The 26,886-nt window shown below is 61.8% G+C and carries 25 protein-coding genes; 17 read left to right on the forward strand and 8 right to left on the reverse strand.

Going from position 1 to position 26,886, the window contains the following annotated elements:
- Positions 1 to 27: 27 nt before the first annotated feature.
- The 3 genes from RAS12_RS25350 (at position 28) to RAS12_RS25360 (ending at position 2,579) form a co-directional block, all read left to right on the forward strand.
- Positions 28 to 921, forward strand: a complete 894-nt coding sequence (locus RAS12_RS25350; RefSeq protein WP_306942571.1) for a DMT family transporter — start codon at positions 28 to 30, stop codon at positions 919 to 921.
- A 64-nt stretch (positions 922 to 985) separates the two neighbouring features.
- Positions 986 to 1,735, forward strand: coding sequence for a PadR family transcriptional regulator (locus RAS12_RS25355; protein ID WP_306942573.1), 750 nt, complete (start codon positions 986 to 988; stop codon positions 1,733 to 1,735).
- A gap of 28 nt (positions 1,736 to 1,763) precedes the next feature.
- Positions 1,764 to 2,579 carry a siderophore-interacting protein gene (locus RAS12_RS25360; protein WP_306942575.1) on the forward strand — a complete coding sequence of 272 codons (816 nt, stop codon included), beginning with the start codon at positions 1,764 to 1,766 and terminating at the stop codon, positions 2,577 to 2,579.
- Between the two features lie 9 nt (positions 2,580 to 2,588).
- On the opposite strand, the gene RAS12_RS25365 is transcribed toward RAS12_RS25360, so the two are convergent.
- Entirely contained in the window at positions 2,589 to 3,473 is an 885-nt protein-coding gene (locus RAS12_RS25365) for a LysR family transcriptional regulator (protein ID WP_306942577.1), read from the reverse strand.
- A gap of 104 nt (positions 3,474 to 3,577) precedes the next feature.
- On the opposite strand from RAS12_RS25365, the gene RAS12_RS25370 reads away from it, so the two are divergent.
- Positions 3,578 to 4,438, forward strand: a complete 861-nt coding sequence (locus RAS12_RS25370; RefSeq protein WP_306942580.1) for an isocitrate lyase/PEP mutase family protein — start codon at positions 3,578 to 3,580, stop codon at positions 4,436 to 4,438.
- Positions 4,439 to 4,495: 57 nt separating this feature from the next.
- Here RAS12_RS25370 and RAS12_RS25375 read toward each other — a convergent pair whose 3' ends face one another.
- The 3 genes from RAS12_RS25375 to RAS12_RS25385 all read right to left on the reverse strand — a co-directional run bounded on the left by RAS12_RS25375 (position 4,496) and on the right by RAS12_RS25385 (position 11,102).
- Positions 4,496 to 7,390, reverse strand: coding sequence for a WG repeat-containing protein (locus RAS12_RS25375; RefSeq protein WP_306942582.1), 2,895 nt, complete (start codon positions 7,388 to 7,390; stop codon positions 4,496 to 4,498).
- Positions 7,391 to 7,392: 2 nt separating this feature from the next.
- Positions 7,393 to 10,488: a WG repeat-containing protein gene (locus RAS12_RS25380; protein ID WP_306942583.1), complete on the reverse strand. Its 3,096-nt coding sequence runs from the start codon at positions 10,486 to 10,488 to the stop codon at positions 7,393 to 7,395.
- Positions 10,489 to 10,721: 233 nt separating this feature from the next.
- Positions 10,722 to 11,102: a cupin domain-containing protein gene (locus tag RAS12_RS25385; RefSeq protein ID WP_306942585.1), complete on the reverse strand. Its 381-nt coding sequence runs from the start codon at positions 11,100 to 11,102 to the stop codon at positions 10,722 to 10,724.
- Between the two features lie 346 nt (positions 11,103 to 11,448).
- Here RAS12_RS25385 and RAS12_RS25390 point away from each other — a divergent pair, with 346 nt between their 5' ends.
- The 3 genes from RAS12_RS25390 to RAS12_RS25400 all read left to right on the forward strand — a co-directional run bounded on the left by RAS12_RS25390 (position 11,449) and on the right by RAS12_RS25400 (position 12,916).
- The gene (locus tag RAS12_RS25390; protein ID WP_306942587.1) at positions 11,449 to 11,967 is read left to right on the forward strand and encodes an Hcp family type VI secretion system effector; all 519 of its coding nucleotides are present in this window, start codon (positions 11,449 to 11,451) and stop codon (positions 11,965 to 11,967) included.
- A 143-nt stretch (positions 11,968 to 12,110) separates the two neighbouring features.
- Positions 12,111 to 12,350, forward strand: a complete 240-nt coding sequence (locus RAS12_RS25395) for an Arm DNA-binding domain-containing protein (protein ID WP_306942589.1) — start codon at positions 12,111 to 12,113, stop codon at positions 12,348 to 12,350.
- Positions 12,347 to 12,916: an ureidoglycolate lyase gene (locus RAS12_RS25400; protein ID WP_306942590.1), complete on the forward strand. Its 570-nt coding sequence runs from the start codon at positions 12,347 to 12,349 to the stop codon at positions 12,914 to 12,916. The genes RAS12_RS25395 and RAS12_RS25400 overlap by 4 nt, the downstream gene beginning before the upstream one ends.
- Here the strand turns inward: RAS12_RS25400 and RAS12_RS25405 are convergent, their stop codons facing one another.
- Complete coding sequence (locus RAS12_RS25405) at positions 12,917 to 14,020, reverse strand: mandelate racemase/muconate lactonizing enzyme family protein (protein ID WP_306942592.1); 1,104 nt, start codon at positions 14,018 to 14,020, stop codon at positions 12,917 to 12,919.
- Positions 14,021 to 14,210: 190 nt separating this feature from the next.
- Here RAS12_RS25405 and RAS12_RS25410 point away from each other — a divergent pair, with 190 nt between their 5' ends.
- On the forward strand, positions 14,211 to 14,981 hold the full coding sequence (locus RAS12_RS25410) for an SDR family oxidoreductase (RefSeq protein WP_306942594.1): 771 nt from the start codon (positions 14,211 to 14,213) through the stop codon (positions 14,979 to 14,981).
- 48 nt (positions 14,982 to 15,029) lie between these two features.
- Here the strand turns inward: RAS12_RS25410 and RAS12_RS25415 are convergent, their stop codons facing one another.
- Entirely contained in the window at positions 15,030 to 15,635 is a 606-nt protein-coding gene (locus tag RAS12_RS25415) for a hypothetical protein (protein ID WP_306942596.1), read from the reverse strand.
- A gap of 160 nt (positions 15,636 to 15,795) precedes the next feature.
- Here RAS12_RS25415 and RAS12_RS25420 point away from each other — a divergent pair, with 160 nt between their 5' ends.
- A complete protein-coding gene (locus tag RAS12_RS25420) occupies positions 15,796 to 17,265 on the forward strand; it encodes a DUF1254 domain-containing protein (RefSeq protein WP_306942597.1) in 1,470 nt (489 codons plus the stop codon).
- Positions 17,266 to 17,342: 77 nt separating this feature from the next.
- Here RAS12_RS25420 and RAS12_RS25425 read toward each other — a convergent pair whose 3' ends face one another.
- Positions 17,343 to 17,672 carry a YegP family protein gene (locus tag RAS12_RS25425; protein ID WP_306942599.1) on the reverse strand — a complete coding sequence of 110 codons (330 nt, stop codon included), beginning with the start codon at positions 17,670 to 17,672 and terminating at the stop codon, positions 17,343 to 17,345.
- 289 nt (positions 17,673 to 17,961) lie between these two features.
- Between RAS12_RS25425 and RAS12_RS25430 the strand changes: the two genes are divergently transcribed.
- From RAS12_RS25430 to RAS12_RS25445, 4 genes are all read left to right on the forward strand, one after another.
- Positions 17,962 to 19,467: a xylulokinase gene (locus RAS12_RS25430; protein WP_306942601.1), complete on the forward strand. Its 1,506-nt coding sequence runs from the start codon at positions 17,962 to 17,964 to the stop codon at positions 19,465 to 19,467.
- A 148-nt stretch (positions 19,468 to 19,615) separates the two neighbouring features.
- Positions 19,616 to 20,557: an ABC transporter permease gene (locus RAS12_RS25435; protein WP_306942603.1), complete on the forward strand. Its 942-nt coding sequence runs from the start codon at positions 19,616 to 19,618 to the stop codon at positions 20,555 to 20,557.
- An 18-nt stretch (positions 20,558 to 20,575) separates the two neighbouring features.
- On the forward strand, positions 20,576 to 21,538 hold the full coding sequence (locus RAS12_RS25440) for a sugar ABC transporter substrate-binding protein (RefSeq protein ID WP_306942604.1): 963 nt from the start codon (positions 20,576 to 20,578) through the stop codon (positions 21,536 to 21,538).
- 12 nt (positions 21,539 to 21,550) lie between these two features.
- On the forward strand, positions 21,551 to 22,291 hold the full coding sequence (locus RAS12_RS25445) for an ATP-binding cassette domain-containing protein (RefSeq protein ID WP_306942606.1): 741 nt from the start codon (positions 21,551 to 21,553) through the stop codon (positions 22,289 to 22,291).
- A gap of 143 nt (positions 22,292 to 22,434) precedes the next feature.
- Here the strand turns inward: RAS12_RS25445 and RAS12_RS25450 are convergent, their stop codons facing one another.
- Positions 22,435 to 22,716, reverse strand: a complete 282-nt coding sequence (locus RAS12_RS25450) for a peptidylprolyl isomerase (protein WP_306942608.1) — start codon at positions 22,714 to 22,716, stop codon at positions 22,435 to 22,437.
- Between the two features lie 339 nt (positions 22,717 to 23,055).
- Here RAS12_RS25450 and RAS12_RS25455 point away from each other — a divergent pair, with 339 nt between their 5' ends.
- The 4 genes from RAS12_RS25455 to RAS12_RS25470 all read left to right on the forward strand — a co-directional run bounded on the left by RAS12_RS25455 (position 23,056) and on the right by RAS12_RS25470 (position 26,881).
- Positions 23,056 to 23,820, forward strand: a complete 765-nt coding sequence (locus RAS12_RS25455; RefSeq protein WP_306942609.1) for a FadR/GntR family transcriptional regulator — start codon at positions 23,056 to 23,058, stop codon at positions 23,818 to 23,820.
- Positions 23,821 to 23,858: 38 nt separating this feature from the next.
- Entirely contained in the window at positions 23,859 to 25,220 is a 1,362-nt protein-coding gene (locus RAS12_RS25460; RefSeq protein ID WP_306942611.1) for an aromatic ring-hydroxylating oxygenase subunit alpha, read from the forward strand.
- Positions 25,217 to 25,783 carry a 3-phenylpropionate/cinnamic acid dioxygenase subunit beta gene (locus tag RAS12_RS25465; RefSeq protein ID WP_306942613.1) on the forward strand — a complete coding sequence of 189 codons (567 nt, stop codon included), beginning with the start codon at positions 25,217 to 25,219 and terminating at the stop codon, positions 25,781 to 25,783. Before RAS12_RS25460 ends, RAS12_RS25465 begins: the two co-directional genes overlap by 4 nt.
- 105 nt (positions 25,784 to 25,888) lie before the next feature.
- Positions 25,889 to 26,881: a Bug family tripartite tricarboxylate transporter substrate binding protein gene (locus RAS12_RS25470; protein ID WP_306942615.1), complete on the forward strand. Its 993-nt coding sequence runs from the start codon at positions 25,889 to 25,891 to the stop codon at positions 26,879 to 26,881.
- Positions 26,882 to 26,886: the final 5 nt, after the last annotated feature.

Consider the following 26,886-nt stretch of genomic DNA (forward strand, 5'->3'; position numbering starts at 1 on the left):
CCGCGACCCCGGCCCGCTACGCCAACCATGTCCAGCACCGCGCTTTCCCGCCGCAATGCCTTGTTGTTGTTGGGCGTCGTGGTGCTGGCCTGGGGTTTCACGTGGGTGGTCAGCAAGCTGCTGCTGCAACACATGACGCCCATCTGGGCAGTCGCCGCACGCAGCATGACCGGCACCATCGCGCTGCTGGCGCTGGGCCTGGCGTTGCGCCGAGTTGCGTGGCCGGTCAAGGCAGATATACCGGTGATTCTGAGCGTGGGCCTGCTGCACATGGGCGCCTTTGCCGCGCTGGTCAGCCTGGGTCTGCAATACGTGCCCGCAGGCCGTTCGGTGGTCTTGGCCTACACCACGCCGCTGTGGGTGATTCCGGCTGCGTGGCTGTTCCTGGGGGAGCCGATCGGCCGGGGGCGGCAATGGGGATTGGCCTTGGGCGTGGCGGGGCTGGCCGTCATCTTCAACCCGCTTGCATTCGATTGGAGCCATCAAGACGCATTGCTGGGCAACGGCCTGATATTGCTGGCGGCGCTGTGCTGGGCCATCAACATCGTCTACGTGCGTGCGCACCGGTGGGTGACGCCGCCGTTTGAATTGGCGTTCTGGCAGGCATTGCTGGCCTCGATAGTGCTGTCAGGCGTGGCGTTTGCGGCGGAGGGCAAGCCGGTGTTCACGTGGAGTGCGGATCTGGTCTGGCTGCTCGGATATGGCGGCGTGTTCGGCATCGCTGTCGCGTACTGGGCGGCCGTGAACGTGAACCGTTCGCTGCCGGCGGGCGTTACCGCCATCGGTTTGCTGGGCGTGCCGGTCTTCGGCCTGTTGTGTTCCGCGGTGATCCTGCATGAGCCGCTCAACGGCTCTCTGCTGGCGGGTATGGGGTTGATCATTGCCGGCATTGCCGCAGGGGTTGTGGAACGCCGGGCTTGACGAGCGGATTTCAGCAGGAGTATCGTAAGATATATATCTTAAGATACATCGTAAGAGCTAAATCATGCGCCATTCCAATTTTTGCGCCGCGGACCATCAGCCGGGCGAACACGATTTCCACCAACGTCACGGCCATTCCCATCACGGCCATCATGGCTGGCATTCGGATCACCACCATCACCATCGCGATCACCACCAGCGCCACGCCAGTGCGGGCGGCGACTGGTTCTCCGGGCCGTCCGATGGACGGGGCGATGCGGATGGCTTTGGCGGAGGCGGCCGAGGTTTCACGCGCGGCCGCCGCGTATCCGCGGATGATCTGCAACTGATGTTGCTGGGGTTGCTGGAACAGAATCCCAGTCACGGCTACGAGCTGATCAAGGCGCTGGGCACCCTCAGCAATGGCTTCTACACGCCCAGCCCGGGCATGGTGTATCCGGCGCTGACCTATCTGGAAGAACTGGGCTACGCCACCGTCGAACAGGAAGGCGCGAAAAAGCGCTATCACTTGGCCGAACCGGGCCGGGAATACCTGCAAGCCAATCGAGACCGTCTGAATCTGATGTTCAACCGGTTCAAGCACATCGCCCGCAAGATGGACTGGATGCGCCAGGCCTGGAGCGGCGAACCGCGAACGCTGGGTCCTGAAGGCGAAGACGTGCGCACCGGCTGGTTGCCGGAACTCGTGCAAGCGCGTCATGGCATACGCCAAGCGCTGCTGGAACGCACAGACGCGTCCCCCGCCGAACAACGACGCATTGCCGCCATCCTGACGCGTGCGATCGACGAGATCAACGCCAAGCCCTGTGCCTGATCTTGTCCCCCCTATTTCTGGAGTATTGATGACCCGTAGCGACCTGAACGTAGAACGCGTGCGCCATAACCTGAAGATGCGCGTGTTGACCGTTGTGCGCATTGAGCGCATCGCGGGCCTGTTGGCCCGCATCACCTTCACTGGCGAAGACCTGCAAGACTTTGTCTCCGCATCCTTCGATGACCACGTGAAGCTCTTCTTCCCAACCGACCCGGCTCAGCCGCTGGCGCTGCCCACGGTTGGCCCCGACGGCGTCAAGTTCCCCGAAGGCGCGCCCAAGCCCGCCGCGCGCGACTACACACCGCGCCGCTTTGATGCGGCCACGCGCGAACTGGATATTGAATTTGTGCTGCACGGCGACGGCCCCGCATCCACGTGGGCCGAGCAGGCAGAACCCGGTCAGACGCTAGGCATCGGCGGCCCGCGCGGCTCCTTCGTGGTGCCCACGGCGTTCGACTGGCATGTGCTGATTGGTGACGAAACCGCGTTGCCCGCCATTGCCCGCCGCCTGGAAGAACTGCCGGCCGCTGCGCAGGCTCTGGTGTTGGTGGAAGTGCCGTCCGCCGCCAACGAAATCCCGTTGTCCACGCAAGCACAAGCGTCAGTGCGGTGGCTGCATCGCGATGGCACTGCGCCGGGCTACAGCACTTTGCTGCTGGAAGCCGCGCGCGAGCTGACGTTGCCTGCGGGCGAGGGGTATGTGTGGGTCGCAGCCGAATCTGCCGTGGCCAAGGCCGTGCGCGAAATCATGGTGTCGCAGCACCACATAGACAAGGCCCGGATTCGCGCCGCCAGCTATTGGAAGCGCGGCGCTATCGCCGTGCATGAATCGCACGAGGATTGAGAGCATCGATCAAATCGAACCCTCTGCCAACGCCAGCAAATTTCCCACCCTTCCCCCCGCAGCATCCTGACGCACAGCCAACCCCAATACCGCGCGTGGCCAGTCCAGCGCGAAGGGGCGGTAGACCACGCCGTCCGGGCGCAGGTGGCGCAGTGATGCGGGCACAATCGCCACGCCCATGCCGGCCGCCACCAAATTCACCGCCGATGACAACTGTGGCGCGCGCTGGCCGATCAATGGGTTCACGCCGTGCTGCCGGCACGCCGCCATGATGTCCGCGCTCAAGCCATAGCCTGAGCGCCGCGAATAGAGGATGAAGCGCTCCTGCGTCAGATCTTCCGGCGCCAGCCGTTTGCGCCGCGCCAGCGCGTGGCCCAGCGGCAGCGCCACCACCAATGGCTCTTCTGCCAACTGCGTAAACGTCAGGCCGCCGTCCAGTGCGAAGGGCGGCCGCACAAACGCGGCGTCAATCACGCCGTCGCGCAGCTGCGCCACCAGCGTTTCGCTATCGCCTTGCGACAGCGTCATTTCCACGTCGGGATACTGTTGCCGGTACTGCCGGATCAGCGCCGTCACGACTTCGCTAAATGACGCGGACTCGGTGAATCCCAGATTCAATTCACCGACTTCACCGCGCGCGGCCCGTTGCGCGGTTCGCACCGCGGCATCGGCGCGTTGCAGAATGTCTTGCGCGCACGCGAGGAATGCGCGCCCCGCGTCGTTCAACGCCACGCCGCGTCCGGTGCGATCAAACAGCGGCGTGCCGACTTCTTCTTCCAGCTGACGGATCTGCTGACTAAGCGGCGGCTGTGCCATGCCCAGCTGTTCAGCCGCACGTGTGAAATGCTGCGCTTCGGCTGTGACGACGAAATAGCGCAAATGACGCAGTTCCATATCGATACCTTAAAAGTACTGATTATCTATATTCCATATATTGGACATTCTATTGCGTCAGGCCGATGATGAACGCATCCCCTCATTCGCTCCAAGGAATTCGCATGAATACCCCAGTCAAACCCGGCGCATTGCTGCGTCAGCAGTTGGCCAATGACATCGTCGTGGCGCCTGGCGCCTACGACGGCCTGTCCGCGCGGCTCGTGGCGGCGGCCGGGTTCTCTGCCGTTTACGCAAGCGGCGGCGCTATCGCGCGCGCGGCGGGTTATCCCGACATCGGGCTGCTCAGTTTCACGGAGGTCATGGATCGCGTGGAAAAAATCGTCGACGCCAGCGGTTTGCCTGTCGTGGCGGATGCGGACACCGGGTTTGGCGGATCGGCTAATGTGGAACGCACCGTGCGCATCATGGAACGCGCCGGCGTGGCCGCGTTTCACATTGAAGACCAGTCGTTCCCCAAGCGCTGCGGCCATCTGGACGATAAGAGCTTGGTGGACGCCGAAGAGATGTGCCGCAAAGTGCACATCGCGCGCCAGACGCTGGCCGACGCCGACACCTTGGTCATTGCGCGCACCGATGCGATCGCGGTCGAAGGCTTTGACGCGGCGATCGCGCGTGCTGAACGTTATTTAAAAGCAGGCGCCGACATGATCTTCGTCGAAGCGCCTGAAACCCTGGAACAGATCCGCGCCATTGCCGACCGTCTGCCCGGTCTGAAGCTGATCAATATGTTCTACGGCGGCAAGACGCCGCTCGTACCGCTGCCCGATCTTGCCGCCATGGGCTATCGCCTGGCCATCATTCCGTCCGACTTGCAGCGCGCCGCCATCCACGCCATGCAAGCGACGCTGGCCGCCATCAAGCAGACGGGCGACAGCAGCGCGCTGGCAGACCAATTGACCAGTTTCAAGGAGCGCGAGGAAATCGTGCAGACCAAACGATATCTGGCGTTGGACACGCAATAAGCCACAAGGCGCGCGCGACGGCCGACATCAAACCGGCCGGCGCGCTGGCCCATGCGCTTACCGCATGCAGCGCTTCGGCATGTTTACCGGCCACAGCCGCTGGCCGGACGCACCGTACAGCGTTCGAATGCCGCATACCAATTCCACATAAGCCAAACGCGTGCCGTCGGGCGTGATGATGCGCGAATCTTCCGTGCTGGATGCCACCGCGCGCTGGTTCAGGAACGGTGTGACCGCCTTGAACTCCGCCGCAATGGCGAACTTGCCGTTGCGATCCACATAGCCATAGTCGCGCCCCACGCTGGCGGGCGCGAGACCATTGCTCATGGTGCCCAGGGCGTCAAAGGCGGGGCCGATGAGCGCACCCTTGTCATCGGCCGCACGCATGCTGTTGGAAGACAATTCGACTACCGCGCGTCCCTCGGAATAGGCGGAGGCAAAGCCTGCTACCGTCAACCGGGTCTTGCCGGTGAGATCGGTGTAGTCCGTCATTGTCTTGCCGCGCACGGAGTAGTGTTTTTGCAGCGTGTTTGACCCAAGGCCCCAGCTCCAACTGCCTGCGGGCAGTGTCGCCACGGCCTTGCCTTGCGCGTCGATGACTCGAGTGACCGTGCCATCTGTCGACAGCGCGCGGGCGGGCACGCCTTGGAACAGCGAGCCGTTCGCCACACTGGCTTCGATCTGCCACTTGCCCTGGCTGTTCAGATAACCCTGACGGGGGGGGCGGTCAATTTGCATCCAGTCGCCCATGCGCACATAGCGGGCGTCTTGCATGTCCAGTGCATCATTGCCGTCGGGCGAGATGATCCAGCGGTTGGTATCGGTGCCAGCCTTGATAGAGCCGTCGCTGTCCTCAGCCACTTGCAGCCTTGGCAGAAACGCGGTCAGTGCGCGGCCCTTGTCGTTGAACACGGCGGCTGGGCGGCTGTAGTCGTCTTCCTGCTTGCCAGCCTGCAATACCTTCCAGAGCTTGTCGTTGATGCCCTGAACGGCGTAGTGCTTGGGAGGCACGATCCAGTTTCCCTGCAGATCAATCACGCCCTCGCGATCGGGGCCCAGCGTGGCCACGGCCTGACCGTCATGGAAGTCGGAGATGCCGCGGAAGGCGGGCGCGGCGAGTTGCTTGCCGGCGACGAAATCGTACAAACCCCAAGGTTCGTCTTCGGCGGCGGCTTTCAAGAAACGCACCACGCCCGGCGCCACCACCTGGGCCTCGAACACGTCAGGCAAGTCGTAGGTTTTTCCGTTGCGGTCGATCATGCGGCTGACGCCCTTGGCGTAGATCTGCGCATAACCGTAGTGGAATTTGCCGATGTGTTGCTGCAAGGGCAAGTCCATCGGTTTTCCGCGGGCGTCCAGCAATTGCATGCCGTCCGGGGTCTCTGCGGCAAAGCGCAGTTGATCGGGCTTGAGTGGATCGGGTCGCGACGCGTTGGACTCAGCATCGTTGTATTGGCCTTGATCCGCACCTTCCTCAAGCGGTGTCAGTTCCGTCCACGAGGCATCGCTCACCAAACTGCCGTCCGCCAGCAGCAGCGCCGCGCCTGAAGGTCCGCATTGGCAATGGCCTTGGGCCAGAACGGCCAGCGGGCCGCCCGGCACGTTCAGCGGCAAGGGATTGAGCTGCATGGTCTGCGCGGCTTCCACGGTTTCCGGTTTCAGCAGTGCGCGGCCATCCGTGTCCACCACGTTCAGCAAACCGCCTTCCGGCTTCATGATCCACAGCTTGCCTTGCCGCACTTCCATCTGACCGCTGTTCGCAAGCCAAGCGGGGGCGGTGTCGCCATGCAGCCAGACGCCTGTCGGGGTCAACAGTCCGGCGTTGGGCGTTTCGCCGTCGGAGAACATGATGAAGCCTTCATCGTTCTGCGATGGCCTGAGACTCCGGCCCAATGTGATCGGCGCGGCTTGTCCCGGCACGAGGGCCATGCGTGTTTTGTCGGTGGCGTAGACGATGGTGTCGTTGAAGAGCTCGGAGCTGCGGGCCTCCTGGCCACTCATTTTGACGACCAGCGCGCCAGCCGCGTCCAGAACGGCAAAACCATCGCGGGCCAATCGGGCGCTCCAGAACACGCGGCCGATGGGGTTGATGTTGTCGTATTGCTGGTCCGCGCCGATCACGGCGCCCTGGTGGGAAATCAGGACCGCGCCGTCGCGTCCTTGAGCCACCGCCAGTCCGCCTTTGCGCTCTACCTGGATGTCTTCGTAAGTGGGTTCAATCAGCCATTTCCAGTCGCGGTCCAGCACGCCATATTTGCCGTCAGCGTTGGTGGCAATGATGAGACCTTGTGTGTAGGGCTGGAACAGCGTGACGCCCGCTACGGCAAAGCGGCGTTCGCCGGTGGCAGAACGATACTCCGCCTTATATTGCACGGTGGCTCGCGCGGGCAAGCCGTCATTCAGCGTCAAGGACTGTATGGAGGCATCCAGGGGCTCGCCCACTGGCTTGCCTAGCCGGTCGATCAGCAGCGGCTGGCCGTCCTGAACGACCACGGCCAGGCCAGCTTCAACGTAGTCCTGCGCCTCATCGAAGCGCGGCGCCACGGCCATGCGGCCTTTCTTGTCGATATAGCCCCATTTGCCCTTCCATTGCACCGCAGCCAAGCCGTGATGGAAGTTGCGCACGGACTCGAAGATGGGCCGAATCGCCAGGCGGCCGTTCTGATCCAGAAAGCCCCAGGCGTGACGGCGCAGTGACGCATCAACCGGCACGCGATTGATGTGCTCCAGCGCCGACGGCAGCAGAACGGCGGCCCGGTCGTCCGCGAGATCACGGATGCAGCCGTTGGCAAATGGGTTGCGGCCGGCAATGTCGTCGGCTTCGGGGTACGAGAGATAGTTGCCTTCGTCCAGGCAGTACAGATGGCCGGATTGCGCTTGGGCGGACAGCGATGCGCCCAGGGCGGCAAGGGCGAGGGCGATGCGGGTAATGTGGAACACGCGTGACGTCATGATTATTCTGCTTTGGCGTTGTCTAAGGCGGCCAGCTGCAATTCAGCGGCTTCAGGGCAGGTCAGCTTCTGGCGCGGCCAGGTCTGTTTGCCTTGCGGGTCCAGGATCACCACGGTGTTGCACACCACACCGAACGATGTGGAGACCTGCCCCTTGGTGTCGATGAACTGAATCTGGCTGCCTCGGCGGACCATCGCGCGTTCATCGTTGAAACTTTCCGCCCAGATGAAATCAGGCGCGATGGCATAACGTCCGCTTAAATCGATGTAGCCATAGAGCTTGCCTGTGCGGTCCAGGCGGCGCGCTTTCGCCAGTCCATTTTTCAACGGTCCCAGCTGATCAAAGTGCGGGCCCACAACGCGCTTGCCGCTTGCGTCAAGAAAGCCGGATTTTCCGCCTTGAACGCTGTAGGGAACCACGCCTTCGCTGGCGTTGCGGTCCTCTACGGAATACTGGCCCGCGACACGCGTGATCTCCCGGCCTTGCAAGTCAGTCATGATGCTGTTGGCGGACCGGCTGTCACTGAAGACGATGCGTTGCATTGATGCCAGCGGCGAACCATCGCCCATTTTTTCCAGCACGGTCTTGCCGTTCTGGTCGATGACGCGGTAGCCCGATCCCAGGTTCACGCGCGCCAACCCCTCGGGTTGAGCAAAGAACGGATTGAACTCGCCATAGATGGCCGGCACTTTCATATTGCCGCGGGCGTCGATGGCGCCTTCACGTTCGCCATTACGGACGTAGATCCAGTCCTGGTATTGCTCCTTGCTTTCAGGCCGGCCTTCCGAGATGCGCGTGACGCCGCCTTGCGCGTCGAACAGCACCGCGCTGGCGTCGGCAAGTTGACCCACGAAGCGTCCGTCCTTGAGCTTGTCCGGTTTGCCGTACAACGTATCGCTGGACTTGCCAGTGCGCAGGTTCACCAAGCGGTAAGCGCTTTCTCCGTAGCGGCTGGCTTTGTCTTCGGCCGCAGCGTCGTCGACCAGCATGAACCCGTCGCCCAAGTATTCCATCTTGTAGGCGCTGTCATGCGTAGCGGGAATGACCCATTTGCCTTCGCGGTTGACGGCGCCCCAGCGGCCTTTGTCTTCCACGCGGGCCCAATCATCTTCGAATTCTTCGATGCGCTCGTAAGCCGGTTTCAAAACGGTTGCCCGTTTGCGGATGTTCCAGATACCCCAGAGACGTTCGCGATTGTCATCGGGCGCGCGGTAGACAAGCAGGTCGCCATCCAGTTTCGAGGAGGCGGCCGACACGTCTGCGGGCGGCGTCACGGCCTTGCCTTGCGCATCGACGAGCAGGGACTTGCCTTCCTGCATGTCGTCGGAGAGCGCCCAGGCGTAGGCTCCGGCGAACGCGCGCATATTGGTGTATTGGGGCGTAATGATCCAGTTGCCTTGGCCGTCAATCGCACCGGCCTTGCTGTCGTGGTTGTAGACAACCAGCGGCATCGTCACGTCATTGCTATCGATGTTGCTCCAATCCGCATTCGATACGATCTTGCCAGCTGCCGTCAGAATGGCCAAAGGTTGCTGGTAGTCATTCGGACGCAGCAGAATCAACGGGACATCTTTGGCGTCTTTGCCGCGCAGAGCCGTCTTGGACACGGTGAAGGCGTTGAGCTGATATTCCCGCAAACGCGCCACGGTTGATGTGTCAAGCAGGCCGCTGCCATCGGGCGCATAGATCTGGTACAGCGATTCGTTGCCAGACACGGGAATCTCCGCAGCCTGATCATCCTCGTCAACGCTGGTTGCCGGCGTCGCGACCTCCGCTACGGTCACCTCCGTTGTCATCGCGGTATCTGCTGCTGCGTCCGCGACGGCGGTATCCGTTGCCATTGCGGTATCCGCCGCAGCATCCACTGCTATGGCGGTATCTGCCGCGACAGCTGCGTCGCCAGCCTGCGCCTCGGTGGCAGACATTTCTTTCACGGCGTCGGAGGCGCCATCGGTTGCTGTCGTGGCGTCGGCGGCGGCATCCATGGCCATACCTGACGCAGACCCGGCAGACCCCGCAGACCTGGCCGGCACGCCATACACCCAGGCCAGCCCGCGGTTGATCTCAAGCCGGCCTTCGTGCAGCGGAAGCCAGGCAATATCGCCCTCTGTGTTGATCAGCATCGCCATGGCGGTGTCGGCGATAAAACGCCAACCGCCCTGTTCTTGCACGTTCACATACTGCGCCGAGAATTGATGCAGCGTGTTGAACTGGCCGTCCAATAGCGCCGTCTTGCCGCGAGCAGGCTTGACCAGCCAGACGCCGGGCGCGACCCAGTCAATTTGTTCGTAGCGCGTGGCTGATATCGGTTCGCCGCTCGGGTTCACGAATTCCCACTCGCGGTCGCGCAGCACGGCCAGCACATTGCCGTCGCGCTTGGGGGCATCTCTGGACCGCAGGACATCGGGCGCGATTGCCCAGCCGCCTCGGGCGGTGTCCAACAAGCCCCACCATCCGCTGTATCGCGATTCGCGCAGCTGGGCGGGAAGGTAGCCGCCAGTGGGGGCGGCCAGCGCCATCACGCCTGCGGGCAGGGCGACGGCCTTGCCCGTTGCCGTATTGAACAGGCTTGGCGGCGCGGGAGTTTCCATCGCCGCCAATTTTTGTCCCGGCTGAAAACCCCAAGTGCGCGTGCCAAGCTCAAATACTTTGACGACTTTGCCTTGGCGGTCGATCAGCACATCGTGATCGTCTTCCTCTGCCAATGCCGTGCCCTCGGCGTTAAAGCTTGTGGCGCTGGCAAAGCGTGGCGGGATGACCCAATTTCCCTTGGTGTCGATGTAGCCCCAGCGCTCACCCTGGGCGACCGCCGCCAACCCATTCTGAAACGGTGTGACATCCGTGTACGCGGGCGTGATGGCCATGCGGCCTTGCTTGTCCAGATAACCCCATGCGCCGGTATCGTTGGTGCCCGTTCCTGTCAGCACGGCTGCAAGGCCTTCCTGGTAGGACTGATGGCAGTAAGTATCAGACCCCTGGCCGTAGTAGCTGGCGGTACAACGGTCGATCCACGAATCGGCCTGCGCTGCGCCGTGGAAACCGGGCAGGGCGGCCATCGCGATGGCCAGCACCAAAGGTTTAAGCGTTTGAGTGCTCATCGTGCGGCGGCGCCGGGTTGAAGCGTAAAAGCGGAAAAACCAAACCGGACGTGCCACATGGTCGATTGCCTGCCAAGAAAGATGGGAAGGCAGCACTGTAACTAGCAGTAGCAGCGAATGAAACGGTAAATGTAACCAGAACGGACGAAGCGTTAATGCCGCATTCCCGCCGCCGGCGCGATCCCCTGTTTGGATACTCGCGCGGGGCAGCCCGGCGCGGGGCTGCCCCGCGCCTATAGCGGCCGGTGCTGCGTTCCGGCGCCCATGGTGATGTGCAGCATGCGACAGGGCTCCATCACTTTGACGGTGTGCCACGCGCCTTTGGGAATCACATGAGCGTCATCGGCCAAGAGCTTCACGACTTGGATGCCCGTGGGCCATTCCAAGTGCAGCTCGGCTGCACCCGACATCAGCCGGACGATCTCGTCCGCTTCGGGATGCATTTCCCATTGAGGCCAGTCCGCCGCAAAAATGTATTCGGACACCAGCCATCCGCGTCCATAACGATCCAGTTCCTCGGGCGATTGCGACCAGAAGGCGTCACCGCCTGCGACGGTGGCTGCGGCGCCGGAGGCCTCCAGCAAGACATAGTGCGACGACAGATCGGTAGCCATAGTGCGCATCCTTGCGTGGGGGGACGGGAAGCCATATTAACGAAGCGGGCCAGATTTGACCTGCCTGAGTCAAATTTGACCCGATCTAAGTCGTTGATTTGAAGTGACTAATTTATGCGCGAGCCACTTCTGGCCCGATTGTTGGGGGAAAACCGGCCTTTTCATCAGACGCCCAGCCGGGCGATATCGCAATAGTGGTCCAGTGCCGCGATAAAGCATTGATTTCATTGTCTTATTTCTGGTTTTTTCAAAGTTGGCACGGATGTTGCGTTAAGGGTGGCAGGGGCTCCTTCGGGCAGCCATTCGGCCGTAATGGCCACCACCAACGACGACAACGGAGTCTGTCATGCCTACACCCGCGTATATCAGCATTTCTGGCAAAACCCAGGGCAACATCACTGAAGGCGCTTTCACTGCCGATTCTGTCGGCAACGTTTACGTTGAAGGGCACGAAGACCAGATCCTGGTCCAAGAAATCGAGCATCGCGTCAACACCCCGACCGATCCGCAAAGCGGCCAGCCGTCAGGCCAGCGTGTACACAAGCCTTTCACCTTCACCAGCGCGCTGAACAAGGCCACGCCGTTGCTGTATCAGGCGCTGGCATCGGGCGAGATGCTGCCGGAAGTGGAAGTGAAGTGGTACCGCACGTCGGTCGACGGCAAGCAAGAGCACTTTTTCACGACCGCATTGGAGGACGCGACGATTGTGGACATCACCAGCGTCCTGCCGCACGCGCAAGATCCCAGCAAGGCCGAGTTCACGCAGCTGATCAAGGTGGCCATGGCCTACCGCAAGATCACGTGGACGCATGAAATCGCCGGAACGGAAGCTTCCGACGACTGGCGCAAACCGCTGGAAAGTTAAGCGGTTGCTGCGGCCGTTGATTGGGCAACGGCTGCGGCGTTCGTCGGATTCGCCCACATCCGATCAAAGGCGAGACTCGCCGATCAACCCCGTCATACCAAAGCGATATCATGTCGCTCATCAGAAACAAAACGGGGTAGGCGATGAGTCAGGGGTTCGATGGGGTCAGACCCGCTTCCGAATCATCCATCGAGATCGGCTTCTTTTTTGACGGCCGGCATTGTGTGGAACGCATCCGGGTCAAGCCTACCGCCGCCAATCTGAAGCGCGCGGCCGACCGGAGGGCGGGCATTCTGGAGGCCATCGCGCGTGGCGATTTTGACTATGACGCCGAATTCCCCAAACGCGGCGCGCCGCCCAAGCCATCACAGGGATCTGCATGACGAGCAATTCGCAGTTGGACATCAATGACCTGACGCCGCAGGCGTTTGCGGTTTATGGCTGGATGCTGGGCAAGCCTATGCCGGACGGCAATGGCATTCCGCTGTTCTCGAACCCGGCCACCGATTTCTGGCAGGAACATTTGTTCAATACGGGCGCAGGCGGCGACGCCGAACTGCTGTGGGTCAACTACCGTAGCCAATCGCCGGAAATTTCCAACCTTGAAAAGCACTTGCTGACCCAGCAGGCAATCGTGCCGCTGACGGGCGAAATTATTCAGGTGGTTGCGCAAAGCGCCGCCGATGGCAGCCCCAACCTTGGCACCCTGACCGCGTTTCGCGTGCCGCAGGGGCAGGGCATTTGCATGCGGCCGGGTTGCTGGCACGCAACGCGAGTTGTTGATGCGGAAGTGACCTGCCTGATGCTGACCCGCCGTTCCACAACGTTGGACCTGATCCAGCACCTGACCACCTCGGCCAGCGCCACGGAAAGCGCCATTGCCGAGATTCCTGTACAGCGCCTGGAAAACCGGGTGGATGCACGCGAGCAGGCAGAGGCGGCGCAGTAATCACCGATGCAAGGTCTTGTGCAGCGTCATCGCGTTGATACGCTGCCAGTCCCAGTCGATCCCAGACCCGGGCTGATCCGACGGGATGGCGCGTCCGTTCTCGATGCGCATGCCGCTATGTGTGATCAGATCGAGCTGCGGGATGAATTCCAGCCACTGGCTATTCGGCACGGCGCAGCACAATGCCACGTGGATCTCCATCAGAAAATGCGGGCAGACCGGCACGTTGTAGGCTTCGGCCATATGGGCGACCTTCAGCCAGGGCGTGATGCCGCCGATGCGCGCTACGTCTACCTGCACGACCGAGCAGGCGCCGCTATGCAGGTAGTCTTTGAACTGCGCAAGGCTGTATAGAGACTCGCCAACTGCAATGGGCACCGTCGTGGATGCCGACAGCCGCTGGTGCGCCGCGACATCATCCGCGTGAACCGGTTCTTCAAACCAGGCGATATCCAGCGGTTCAAAGCAGCGCGCCCGCCGGATGGCTTCCGGCAACGTCAGGCCTTGATTGGCGTCCGTCATGATGTCCCATCCCGGGCCGACGGCATCGCGCACTGCGGCGATGCGCTGCACATCTTCGGCCACATGCGGCTTGCCAACCTTGAGCTTCGTCCCGCCAAAGCCCGCTTCTTTGGCCTTTAGCGCTTCTTCGACCAGCTGCGATGGTGTCAAGTGCAGCCAACCGCCTTCGGTTGAGTAGAGCGGGATATCAGGCTTTGCGCCACCGGCCAGACGATGCAGCGGCAGGCGGGCGCGCTGGGCCCGCAAGTCCCACAGCGCGATATCAATGGCAGCGAGTGCAATGGATGTCAGCGCGCCCACGGTGGTGGCATGCACGCGGTACATCAGGTCGCGCCAGATCCGCTCGATGTCTTCGGCATCGCGCCCGATTAACAGCGGCGCCAGATGGTCGTCCAGCAGACGGATGACAGATGAGCCGCCCGTGCCGATCGTGTAGCTGTAGCCAACACCCACAGCGCCGTCGGCATCGGTGATGCGCACGATGGGGGTTTCTTGCCGTTCAAAGCTTTGTACCGCGTCGGTGCGGACGACCTTGGGCACCAAGTCGGCTTGAAGAATTTCAACAGAGGCGATGCGGGCCATGTCGGCTCCTGGGGGCGCGGGTGACCCGCGATGGTTAGGGATCAGACGGTTTCAGGGTTGTCTCGGGATGTGATGTCTGGTGTAGTTGCTTTAGGTATGAAATCAATTTTCACCCTTAAGTACAAGCCAGTTTTCTGATAGCCCCGGGATTTCCCCTAAGGCCATCAACAGACCCTTCCAGAGAGCAAATATGACCCTGCGTTTGCATGACAAGCGCGCGCTGGTCACGGCCGCCGCCAATGGCATCGGCCGCGCCAGCGCGCTAGCCCTGGCGCGAGAAGGCGCCCAGGTGTGGGCTACCGATGTGAACGAGGCAGCGCTGGCCGACCTGGCTCGCGACGCCGCAGCCAGCGGCATTCTGAGCCTGCACACGCGCAGGTTGAACGTGCGCGACGGTGCCGCGGTCAACGCGTGCGCCAGCCAGATCGGACCCATTGATGTGTTGTTCAACTGCGCAGGGTATGTGCATGACGGCACCATCCTGAATTGCCCCGAAGACGAATGGGACTTCAGCATGGACCTGAACGCCAAGGCCATGTACCGCACCATCCGCGCCTTCCTGCCAGCGATGCTGGAAGACGGCGGGTCCATCATCAACATGGCGTCTGCCGCGTCGAGCGTAAAGGGGGTGCCCAACCGCTTTGCCTATGGCGCTTCCAAAGCGGCCGTCATCGGGCTGACCAAAGCGGTCGCGGCGGATTTCGTGGGCCGCGGCGTACGCTGCAATGCCATCTGTCCCGGCACGGTCGATTCGCCTTCATTGCAAGAGCGCATTGCAGCGCAGGCGCGGCAGACGGGTACCGCAGTGGATGATGTGCGCGCCGCTTTTGTCGCGCGCCAGCCTGTGGGCCGCGTCGGCCGCGCAGAAGAGGTCGCCGCGCTGGTTGTCTACCTGGCCAGCGATGAATCCAGTTTCACCACCGGCACGGTGCACATCATCGACGGCGGTTGGTCAAATTAAGCCGGAGCAGCGGGCGCTATATACAGCAGAAACGTTGCAGCGCAGGCGTCAGTCCGCCTCGCTGCATTCCACGCCCAGGCGTTTGAACAGCGGCCATTTATTGCGATAGCTGTCTGACCAGCACATGCCGTAGAACGCAGCGAACGGCGCATTCACGGTATGCACGTTGATGCGGGCAGCCGCAATATCGTCTTTGGGGCAGAAGGGCTGGCCCACGGTCGGGTACAACAGGCCTTCCCATACGGCCTTGCCGCAATGCTCGCAAAAATTGGTCCATTGGCCATGGCTGGCCGGGTCCGGCCGGAACGCCGGCGCCAAGCCTTGCAGTGTCTGTGCGACAGACTCGGACAACAGGCCCGTCTGCGAAATCAAGGCAGGGCCGGAGACCTTCAGCCATTGCACCGGGCTGAACAGCCAGTCGTGGAACGCATCGGGGTCCAGCCCCATGGTGTTGGCGCTATCTTCGTCCAGTTCAATATCGGCTTCGGTGCTTTCGTGACCAGGCGGCACGGCCAGCGCAAACACCGGTGTGGATTGCTTGCATGCCGCGCAGTGGTGTCCGGTTTGCAGCACGAAATACGACGGCGCACGGATGTTCATGTCTAGCGGGCTGACTGCGTCGAGTTCGTTGGCGCCAGTATCTTGCGTGTTCATTTCTGACTGTTGTTCCTATGTAGGCCAGCGGACACGCGAGCCAAAGCAATGCTTTTATGCCGGGGGGAAATATGCCAGAATCGTCCCCGAAATGTCTGTCTTGCATGCGACGCTGCCGCCACCAGGGCGTTGCCAACATCACGAAGTGTTGGAGCCATCAATGCGCGATCGTCAGAGTAGCACCGGATATTGGCTGGCGGCACGCCTCAAGCCGGCTCGTTTTATCACTGCTGCCTTTTTGGCCGGCGGCTTGGCCGGATGCAGTTTCACGTCCCCTGACGAGGCCACAGGATCGCAATCTGTCGGTATTCATGGTGTGACGGCGCAGCAAGCGCGCAGCATTGCGCAAGAAGCCTACCTGTACGGCACGCCCATGGTTGCAAGCTATCAGACCATGTACGCGTTCAGCATCGATAAGAGCAACCCGCAGTACAAAGGTCCATTCAATACGGTGAACAATATTGCGCGCGTCTTCACGCCCGAAGACACCGCATTCGTCACCCCAAATTCAGACACTCCGTACTCGTTCGCCGTGCTGGATCTGCGCGCTGAACCTGTCGTCATCACCGTGCCGGCGATGGAGAAGCGGCGTTACTTCGTCCTGCAATTGATGGACCTGTATACGTACAATTTTGCGTATATCGGCAGCCGCAGCACAGGCAATGGCGGCGGCAAGTTCCTGATTGCTGGTCCGCGCTGGAACGGTGCCGTGCCAGCGGGCATCACCAAGGTCATCAAGTCGGAAACCGAGCTCGTCAACATGGTGGGCCGTACCCAGCTGTTCAACGCGGCCGATCTGGACAACGTCAAACGCATCCAGTCCGGCTACAAGATTCAGCCCTTGTCCGCGTTTACCAAACAGCCTGCGCCGCCGGCGCCTGCCGCGGTGGAATGGATACCTCCCATGCCGCCCGCGCAGATGCGCACGTCACTGGAGTTCTATAACCAGCTGGCTTTCCTGCTGCAATTTGCGCCTACGCATGCTACCGAGAAGTGGTTGCGCGAGCGTTTTTCCAGCATCGGCATCAAACCCGGCCAGCCTTTCAATCCCGATCACGTGTCGGCAGAGTTGCGCCGCGCATTGCAAGAGGGCATGCACACGGCCCAGAACAACATCGACAAAAATCGTGAAGCGCTAGGCGGTAAAACCGAAGGACTGTTTGGCGACCGCAGCAAACTGAAGAACGATTACCTGTCGCGCGCCACCGGCACACAGGTGGGGATCGGCGCCAACAGCCGCGAAGAAGCCTTGTACCCCGTGCTGGAAAAAGACAGCCGCGGTCAGGAGCTGGATGGCAAGTACAACTACACGCTGCGCTTTGCGCCCAATAGCTTGCCCCCCGTCAACGCGTTCTGGTCCATGACCATGTACCGTCTGCCCGAACAGTTGCTGACGCAGAACCCCATCAACCGCTACCTGATCAATTCGCCCATGCTGCCGTCTTTGAAGAAAGACCCGGACGGCGGGTTGACGATTTATATCCAGGCGCAATCGCCGGGCAAGGGCAAGGACGCCAACTGGCTGCCAGCGCCTAACGGACCCTTCATGGTCACGATGCGCTACTACTGGCCCAAACCAGAATTGCTTGATGGCAAATGGGTATCGCCAGAGCTACAGCGTGTTCCGTAGGCCGGGGACCTCGCGGTAGGCCGCAAGAAAAAGCCGTCCCACTTCCTCGGGACGGCTCGCACAGCTTGGATTTCACATCAGGTCTGGTCTTTGATCTGCGCTTTGGGTCCGTTCGCCTTCACGGACTCGATCCCTTTGTCCCGCGCCTGCGCCGATGAATACATCTCGCTGCGCCCCACGGACTCGTGATTGGCCGCCACCAGCGCAAAATAGTGCGAACCATCCTTTGCGGTCTTGCGGTGATACCGTTCATCATCCGCCGCATACTTCTGCACCGCCGCGATGCCGCCCTCGGCCGATGCCTTGGTGGTGTATTGCTCGCTGGTCAGAATCACTTCGTGATTGCCCGCATGCAGATTGAACATGAAATGCGCCCCGCTACGCTTCAATACAAAGTAACCGCTCATCGTCGTCTCCATTCTTGGTGAAGGGGTAACGCTTGGGTAACTTGCAGCACGCCGGGTGGCGTCTGGCGAGAATACCCCAAGCGTGTGGCGCTGGCACGGCTGCGCTGCCAGCACCCTGAAATACAATCACCAGACGCCGAACAGACCGGATACCGCGCCACGCGCCACTTATGCCTGACAGCCACGTTCTTCCATCCATACCCCGACATGCCCCGCCTTTGATGGACGATGGCCAGTCTTTCACGGCTCGCCTTAGCACGGCGATGCCTGCATCAGCGCAGGGGCAATCATGAGCACGGTGCTAGCTGTAGATCTGGGCGGCACGCGATTCCGGGCCGCGCTGGTGAACGAGACCGGCGGCATTGTTCATTCCAGCTTTATTGACAGTCCGGCAGGTTCAGGCGATCACCCCGGCTGGGATGAAATTGACGCCGACGCCTGGTGGCGCGGCCTGCAAACCTTGACCGGCGATCTGGCCCGGCAGGCTGGGGCCAGCTTTGACGCGATAGAGGCCATTGCCATCTGCGGCGTCACCCGCACCCAGGTGTTTGTCGATGCCGAAGGCGCATCCATCCGTCCGGCCATTACGTGGCGCGACACGCGCACGGCGGCAGATGTGGGCAATTGGCTGACAGCAATGCCGGCGACGCATCCCGAGGTCAAACAGATCAACGCCTTTCATCCTTGGGCGCGCGTGGCATGGCTGCTGCGTACCGAACCGCAGCACGCGGCGCGAGTACGAGTCGTGCTGGAACCCAAGGACTATCTGAACTTCCGTCTGACGGGCAGGGCGGCGAGCGATACGGTGTCGATGGCGCGCTTGGCGGCAACCGCGAGTCAGGCAAATGGGACCGGCCCCGATCTGCTCACGGCAATAGGGGCTGATCCCGCATGGGTCCCGCCTTTGCTGGACCCCCTGGCTATCGTCGCCTCTGTACAGGCCGGCCTGCCGGGTGCATTAGGCCGTTTGGCAGGCCGCAGCGTGGTCGCCTGCTCTAACGACACCTGGGCAGCCGTCGCCGGTCTGGGCGCCTTACGGCTGGACTATGCCTACAACATCTCAGGCACGACTGAAGTCTTTGGCGCTATCGGCGCCGAGCCGGTGCCGGCGCAAGGATTGATGACGGTCGATTGGGGTAACGGCAATCATCAGATCGGCGGACCGGGCCAGAACGGCGCGGACACTGTGGCGTGGCTGCTACCGCTGCTGGGACGCTTGGGCACGGATGGAATGGCAGGCGTTGGCGATGCGATGAGCGCCTTGCTACATGCGCCTCGCGACCCGCAGCCTGCGTTGTTTCTGCCGTACCTGCAAGGCGAACGCGTACCGTACTGGGACCCGCATCTGCGCGGCGCATTCGTTGGCCTGAACCGCCGCCACGGTCCCGGCGACCTGACGTGGGCCGTCCTGGAAGGCGTGGCCTTTTTGAATCGCATTGTGTTGGAACGCGCCGAAGTCGCCTTGGGCCGCGCTGTGACCGAAATACGATTCGGTGGCGGCGCGGCGTCCAACGCGCAGTGGTGCCAGGTCAAGGCCGACATCTGCGAGCGCCCCGTGGTGGTCGGTCAGGCCGAGCAACCCGGCGTTCTCGGCGCGGCGGTCACGGCATGGACGGCCTTGGGCCGCTACCCCGGCTTCGCTGCTGCCCAAGACGCTCTGGTCCGAGTTGCCCGGCGCTACGAGCCTCAAGCCGGCCGGACAGAAGCCTATCGCGCCATGTACGCGCAGTTCCGGGCCGCCGAAGCTGCGCTTGCCCCGGTGTCCCACGCCCTGGCCGGACTGCGCCTGCCGTAAAAACCCTAGGTGGCGCGCGAACACAATGCGCCCTGTCCGGCGCCGCCCGGGTATAAACTGCTACGCCATCAGGGCGCGACAGCCCGGCAGGCGGTTGATTGTTGGCCCTTGCATTCACAACACGACAAACGCAGCAAGGGTCGATTCGATGCGCGGCATTCTGGAAAAGTACGGCACGGCAATCGCGGGATTAGTCCTGGTGGGCTTTTTCGCAATAGCGGCCCAGAATTTCGCAGCGCCGAATAATCTGCTGAACATCGCCAAGGAAACCAGCTTCCTGGCCATCATCGCCGTGGGCTTCACGCTGGCGCTGGTCACCGCCGAGCTGGACTTGTCGGTAGCCGATGTGGCCAGCCTGGCCGCCGTCGTCACTGGCGCCCTGGTCCACACCGGGCAACCCGTGCTGCTAGCCGTAGGCGCGGGTTTGGGTGTCGGCCTGCTCTGCGGACTGGTCAACGGCATTGCCGTCACCCGCCTGCGTGTTCCGTCGTTGATCGCCACTTTGGGCATGGCCGCCATGGCGCGCGGTTTCGCCTTCATGCTGACCGACGGCGTGTCGTATGTGGGCCGCTGGCCGGCCGCCTTTACCGATCTTGCCCGGGCCAAACCCTTAGGCATTCCGGCGCTGGTCCTGTGGATGCTGGGTACCGTGCTGGCCGCCTATTTCCTGATCAAATGGACCCGCACCGGCGCGCGCATGACCGCCACCGGCGAAGCCGGAGAATCCGCGCGTCTGGCAGGCATCAACATCCGCGCCATGAAAAGCATCGGCCTGGCCCTGTCCGGCGTCTGCGCGGGCTTGGCCGCCATTCTGCTGACGTCCAGCCTGTCGTCCGCCGCGCCCAACATGGCCGGCGACTACTTCCTGTATGCGATTGCGGCGGTGCTGCTGGGCATGACGATGTTCAATCCCGGCCACGCCAACATCCCGGGCACGCTCGTCGCTGCTCTGATCCTGAAAGTGCTGGGCAACGGCCTTGTCCTGATGGGCGCGCCGTACTACGTGCAAGACATCGTGCTGGGCTTCATCATGATCGCGTCCGTCGCGGTGTCATCGGCCGTGCTGAAGAAAGCGGCCTTCAAATTCTGATCGGAAGGGGAAACCACCATGAATACATTCGTAAAGCGCACGCTGCTGGCCAGCGTCTTCGCCGTCCAGGCGCTAGCCGCAAGCGCTGCCCACGCCTTTGAAGTCGGTGTTGTCGCCTTTCAGATGTCGTCCGAGACCCACGCCCGCGTCGCCAACGCCGCAGCAGAAGCCGCCCGAGCCAAGGGCTGGACGGTCACTCAACTGAACGCCGAAGGCTCGCTGCCCAAACTGGCCGAACAGCTCGATACGCTGGTCAACAAAAAGGTCGACGCTATCGTCATCGCCATGGGCAAGCCTGTGGAAACCGATGCCCAGCTGCAAGCCGCCAAAGAGAAAGGCATCCCGGTTGTGGGCGTCATGTCGGGCGCCAGCCCGCACATGCTGTTTGACGTCGAAGTCAACGAATACGCCACTGGCGCGCAGTCCGTGCTGTACCTGTTGGGCAAGATGGGCTATCAAGGCAACATCCTGTCCGCCCGCTTTGACGGCAATTCAGGCACGCGCATTCGCGGCAAGATGCTGGACGCCGTCCTGACGGAAAACACCGCCGTCAAAGACCTGGCCAAATTCAGCATGGCCAGAACGCAGAGTTGGCGTGATGACGTGCGCAACGGTATGCAAGCCCTGTTCCTGCGTCACCAAGGCCAGTTCAAGGGCGTGTGGGCATCGTTCGACGGACAAGCCTATGTCATCGACGACCTGCTGCAATCCCAGGGCATGAAGAAGGGCGACATCACCTTGGTGTCGGTCGACGGCGGCCCTGAAACATACCGCCGCATCGCGGACCCCAGCAGCCTGATCACCGCCACCATGATGATCCCCTTTGAACAACTGGGCGTCAGCGCCATTGATTCGATCGACCGCATCGTTGTGAAGAAAGAACCGAAAGAGAAAGTCGCCGCCGGTCCGTACCTGTTCATGGACTCGGTCCTGGTAGACGCCACCAACGTCCAGAAATTCCTGCAACCCGCAGCCAAGTAAGAGTTGACCGCCATGACCGCCGCCTTGTCGCTACGCCAGGTTCGTAAATCCTATGGGGCTGTTGAGGCCTTGAAGGGCGTAGATCTGGATGTGCCAGAAGGCCGCGTCATGGCCATCTGCGGCGACAACGGCGCAGGCAAATCCACACTGATCCGCATCATCTCCGGCGCGCAAGAACCGAGCGGCGGGGAACTGAGCCTGAACGGCAAGAAGGTCGTGTTCGGATCGCCGCATGATGCGCTGGTGCAAGGCATCGCCACGATCTACCAAGACCTGGCGCTGGCCCCTCGTTTGTCCATCTGGGAAAACGTCTTCATGGGCGCGGAACTGGTGCGCCGCGTGGGCGTCTTCAGCATCCTGGACAAACGCCGCATGGCGCAGGACGCGCGCGGCTATTTGCAGCGTCTGTCCGTCCCTATCGAAGACATGGACCGCCCCGTCGAACGCATGTCGGGCGGCCAACGCCAAGCCGTGGCAATCGCCCGCGCGCTGCGCTGGGATGCGCGTGTCGTCATCATGGACGAGCCAACCGCTGCATTGGGCGTCAAGGAAACCGCGCTGGTACTGAACCTGGTGCGCAAGCTGCGCGAAGAAGGGCGCACCGTGATTCTGATAAGCCACAACATGGCAGACGTCGTCGCGCTGGCGGATCGGGTCGCGATTCTGAAAAGCGGCGTGAAGGTGATTGAGCGCGACGTGGCCGGGCTGGATGCCGATGCGCTGGCGCACATGGTGATGACGGGTAAGGAATGATCGGGCTGGTGTGTCACGCTTGTTGAGCGCGTGGGTAGGTACTGACAGAAGCGCAGATCGAAGCGCAGATCGAAACGCACGATAAAAAAACCGCCGCCGGGTTTCCCCTGGCGGCGGTTTTTTTTTGCGTGCAGCGGCGGGACTTAGTCCTTGCGGCTGGTCACTTCAACCAGGTGATAACCGAACTGGGTCTTCACCGGGCCCTGGACCACGCCAACCGGGGCGCTGAACACGACGGTATCGAATTCCTTGACCATCTGGCCCGGGCCAAACGAACCCAGATTGCCACCGTCACGGCTCGACGGGCAGCTGGAGTTTTCCTTGGCGACTTGGGCGAAGTCAGCACCGTTTTCGATGGCGGTCTTCAGTTCGTTGCACTTGTCTTCGGTCGAGACGAGGATGTGGCGGGCGGTAGCTTGTGCCATGAGGGGCTCCTAGCGGGGGATTGATTTGGGGAGGGGAGAGTAACGCATTTGGGCGTGCTCGTTGCCTTGCAATCATAAACGGGGTTTGCTGGGAGCCTGCCGCGCTTAGGTTTCGAGTATTTTCTTGTGTTTAGAAGTCGTGCCAATAGTTCGCCGGCATTACAAAACATAACAAGACGCGAAGCGCACAGATCCCCTCCCACATCCGCACTTCCCCTAATACCCTCCCATATCCTTATACGATTATCGTATTTTCAACGCACCCCCTTCCCAGGGCGCGTACACAGCCGAGGCAACGCGGGCTGGCAATGAGATGCACGTTTTCGGACGATCTTCCTGATGCCTACTTCAGCTTCCCGAGTACTGTTGAAAAAAGATTCGGTTGCGCCGTTTCAGTCAGAGCCCAATCTGACGGACCGGGTTACCGAGATGCTGCTGGATGAAATTACCAGTGGCGATTACCAAGTTGGCGAGGTGCTGCCGCCTGAGCAGACCATTGCCACTCGGCTTGGCGTTTCGCGCACGGTGCTGCGCGAAGCCGTATCCCGCCTTAAAGGCGATGGCATCGTACAAAGCAAGCAGGGGCGTGGCCTGACCGTTATGCAGACGGCGCGTCCGTCGGTGTTGCGTATGCAGGCGGCGGATATTGGCGATGCCGAACAAGTGCTGCGCATTGTCGAGCTGCGCCGCGGTTTCGAGATCGAGGCCGCGCCGCTTGCGGCCGAGCGCCGTAGCGAGGAAGACCTGGCCGCCATGCGCAAGGCTCTGCGCAAGATGGCGGATGCGATCGCGTCTGGCGATGTGGCGGTGGGTGTGGACGCGGATATGGAATTCCATCGCTGCGTCGCGCGCGCTACCCGCAACGAACACTATCTGAATTTCTTCGATTTCCTGGCGGTGCTGCTCAAGAAAAATCTGCGCGTGTCGCGTGCGCGGTCGGCCAAGATTGCCGGCCGGGGCGCGCAGGCGCAGAAGGAGCACGAGGCGCTGTTTGCCGCCATCGAGAAAGGCGACGTAGAGCTTGCGCGGCAGCATGCGCGTACGCACGTCGACAACACGGAATCACGTTTGCGTACAGCGGCAGCCACGGCGGAAAGACCGTAGGCGCCCAAAGTCAGGGCATCCTCCAAGGGGAAGTGGTGATGGGTCATAAATCGATCGATGAGTTGGTGCGCGCCGAAGAGGGGCTGGTCAGCCGGTCTATCTTTGTCGACGACGAAATCTTTCAGCAGGAATTGCAGCAGGTGTTCTCGCGAGCGTGGCTGTTTGTGGGCCATGAAAGCCTGGTGCCCAAGCCTGACGATTATTTTGTGTCGCGCATGGGGACTGAGTCCGTGATCCTGACGCGTGACCGGCAGGGGCAGATACAGGTCATGCTCAATAGCTGTGCGCACCGCGGCATGAAGCTCTGCCGTTATGACCATGGCAACAATCGGACCTTCACCTGTCCGTACCATGGCTGGAGCTTTTCCACCGACGGCAAGCTGGTGGAAAAGCCGGGAGAGCTCGTCGGCGTGCCCGGCCATGCAACGCACTATAAGGGCGAGCTCGACAAGAAACAGTGGGGCCTGAAGACGGTAGCGCAGGTGGTGAACTACAAGGGCGCCATCTGGGCGACGTGGGATGCCGATGCCCCGCCGTTCCTGGATTACCTGGGCAATATGCGGCTGTACCTGGACGCGGCGCTGGACAATCGCGACGGCAGCTCGGGCGGTTCGGAAGTGATCGGCGGTGTGCAGAAGTGGCGCGTGAAGTGCAATTGGAAATTCGCGCCCGAGAACTTCATTGGCGATCTGTATCACGACATCAGCCATCGCTCAGTGGACATCGTGGGCATCGGGCCAGGTGGCGGCAAGGGGCGGCGCGATCCTTCCGCGACGCGTTCGGCCATCTGCTTTCCCGAGCTGGGTCATGGGCTGCTTGGCCGTCTGCCGTTCTATGAAGAAGGGCCTTACGCGCCGCAGTACGCGCGCTATCCCGAGGTGGAGGCCTACTTCCGCCAGGTGCATGAACAGCGCGAACGCACATTGGGTTCGGCCATGCGCGTGCAGACCAGCGTGGGCACGATCTTCCCCAATATGTCGTTTCACGGGCGTCAGCCGCGTACGTTGGCGGTGTTCCATCCGATCAGCGCGACCGAGATGGAAATGTGGCGGATGTATCTGGTAGACAAGGATGCGCCCGAGGCCGTGAAGGAAGCGGCGCGGCACTACTTCTTGCGCTATTCGGGGCCGGGCGGCATGACGGAATCCGACGATATGGAGAACTGGACCGGAGCCACCGAAGCCAGCATGGGCGCGGTATCTCGCGAACTCTATTTCAACTATCAGATGGGCGTGGGGCACGCCCAGCCCGTGCCTGAGATTCCTGGCTGTGCCGTGAACGGGGAATACACCGAAGAGAACGCACGCATCTATTACCGCCGCTGGGCGCAGTTCATGAACGGCTTGTCGTGGGATCAGTTGATGGCCGGTAGCGTACGCGTCGAGGAGAGAGCGGCATGAACGCAACCATCGACAGCGCGCCCATCGCGCAGGATTCCAGCGTGGATGACATGCAGATCTGGTGGCAGGCGCAGCGCTTTTTGCACTACGAGGCCGATCTGCTGGATCACCGCGAGTTCGATAACTGGCTGGCTTTGCTGGACGAGAACATCACCTACCGCATGCCGTTGACGCGCAATGTGCGCCGCGACGCCTTGGCGCAGGAATACTCGGGCAAGCATGACGCGGCGTGGTTCGATGAGGGCATAGATACGCTGCGCCAGCGGGTTGCCCAGATCAAGACCGGCATTCATTGGGCCGAGGAGCCGGCCTCGCGGGTGTCGCACCTGGTGACGAATATCCGCGTGCTGGATGTGGTGCCCGACGAAGACGGCGGCGAACAAGTACACGTGCGCTCGCGTTTTCTGATTTACCAGAACCGGCTGCAAGCCGAGGTCAATCTGTTCGTAGGCAAGCGCGAAGATGTGCTGCGCCGCCGTGACGGACGCTGGACGATTCTGTCGCGGGAAATACACCTGGATCAGAACGTGCTGCTTTCCAAGGCGCTAACGATCTTCTTCTAGCGCTCATTCGCCGGGCCGGCCCGTCTGCCGGAGTTCGATGGTTTTCTTTCCGATCAGGGCCCGTCCGCTGACAGGGTGAGACACGCCCATACCTGGAGTCGCAGCATGCTTAGACGTACTGTATTGAAAGCCATCGCCGGCAGCGCTGCGTTGGCGGTGTCCGGGGTGTCACGGTCTGCGGACGGGCCGTTTCCGGTCAAGCCGATGCGCCTGATTGTGCCGTATCCGCCGGGCGGCGTGACCGATGTGGCGGGGCGGCTGGCGGGCGAGATCTTGACCCGCAAGTTCGGCCAGCCGGTGGTGGTGGAAAACCGCCCAGGCGCCAATGGCATGATCGGCAGCCAGCATGTGGCATCGGCGCCGCCCGATGGTTATACGCTGCTGCTCAACGGCTTGGGCGGCATGGTGTTGCCGATGGCGACGGTGGCGGGTTTGCCGTTGGATACGTCGCGAGCCTTTACACCGATCGGGCAGATGGCCGAGTTCATCAATGTGCTGATCGTGCGGGCCGATTCACCAATACGCAGTGTGGATGATCTGATCGCCGCTGCCCGCGCCCGCAGCAAGGACGGTTTGAATTACGGGTCCAACGGTATCGGCACGTCGGTACACCTGACCACTGCGTTCTTCGCGCAGCGTACCGACACCAATCTGTTGCACGTGCCGTACAAGGGTAGCGGTGAGATGCTGGTGGACGTGGTCAACGGCAATCTGGATTTCAGCTTCAGCAACCTGCCGCCCGTGATGGGCCTGATCCGCAAGGGATCGATCCGGGCAATCGCCGTCACCAGCAGCTATCGCAGCAAGCAACTGCCCGATGTGCCGACCATGGCGGAACAAGGGGTGAAGGACTTTGATGTGACCAGTTGGCTGGGTTTGTATGGGCCGGCGGGGCTGCCGGCAGAATTGGTGCAGACGTTAAGCGCTGCCTTGCAGGAAGGATTGGCGCGACCGCAAGCCGGCGAAACGCTGGTTGCGGCAGGCTTTGAGCCCAAGCCTTCTGGCGCGGCGGCATTTGCGGAATTGAATCGGGTTGAACTGGTGCGCTGGAAGCAAGTGGCCTCTCGCGCCAACATTTCACTGAAATTTGGAGCATGAGCGTT

The organism is Achromobacter seleniivolatilans (genome assembly GCF_030864005.1).
Lineage (GTDB): Bacteria > Pseudomonadota > Gammaproteobacteria > Burkholderiales > Burkholderiaceae_B > Achromobacter > Achromobacter seleniivolatilans.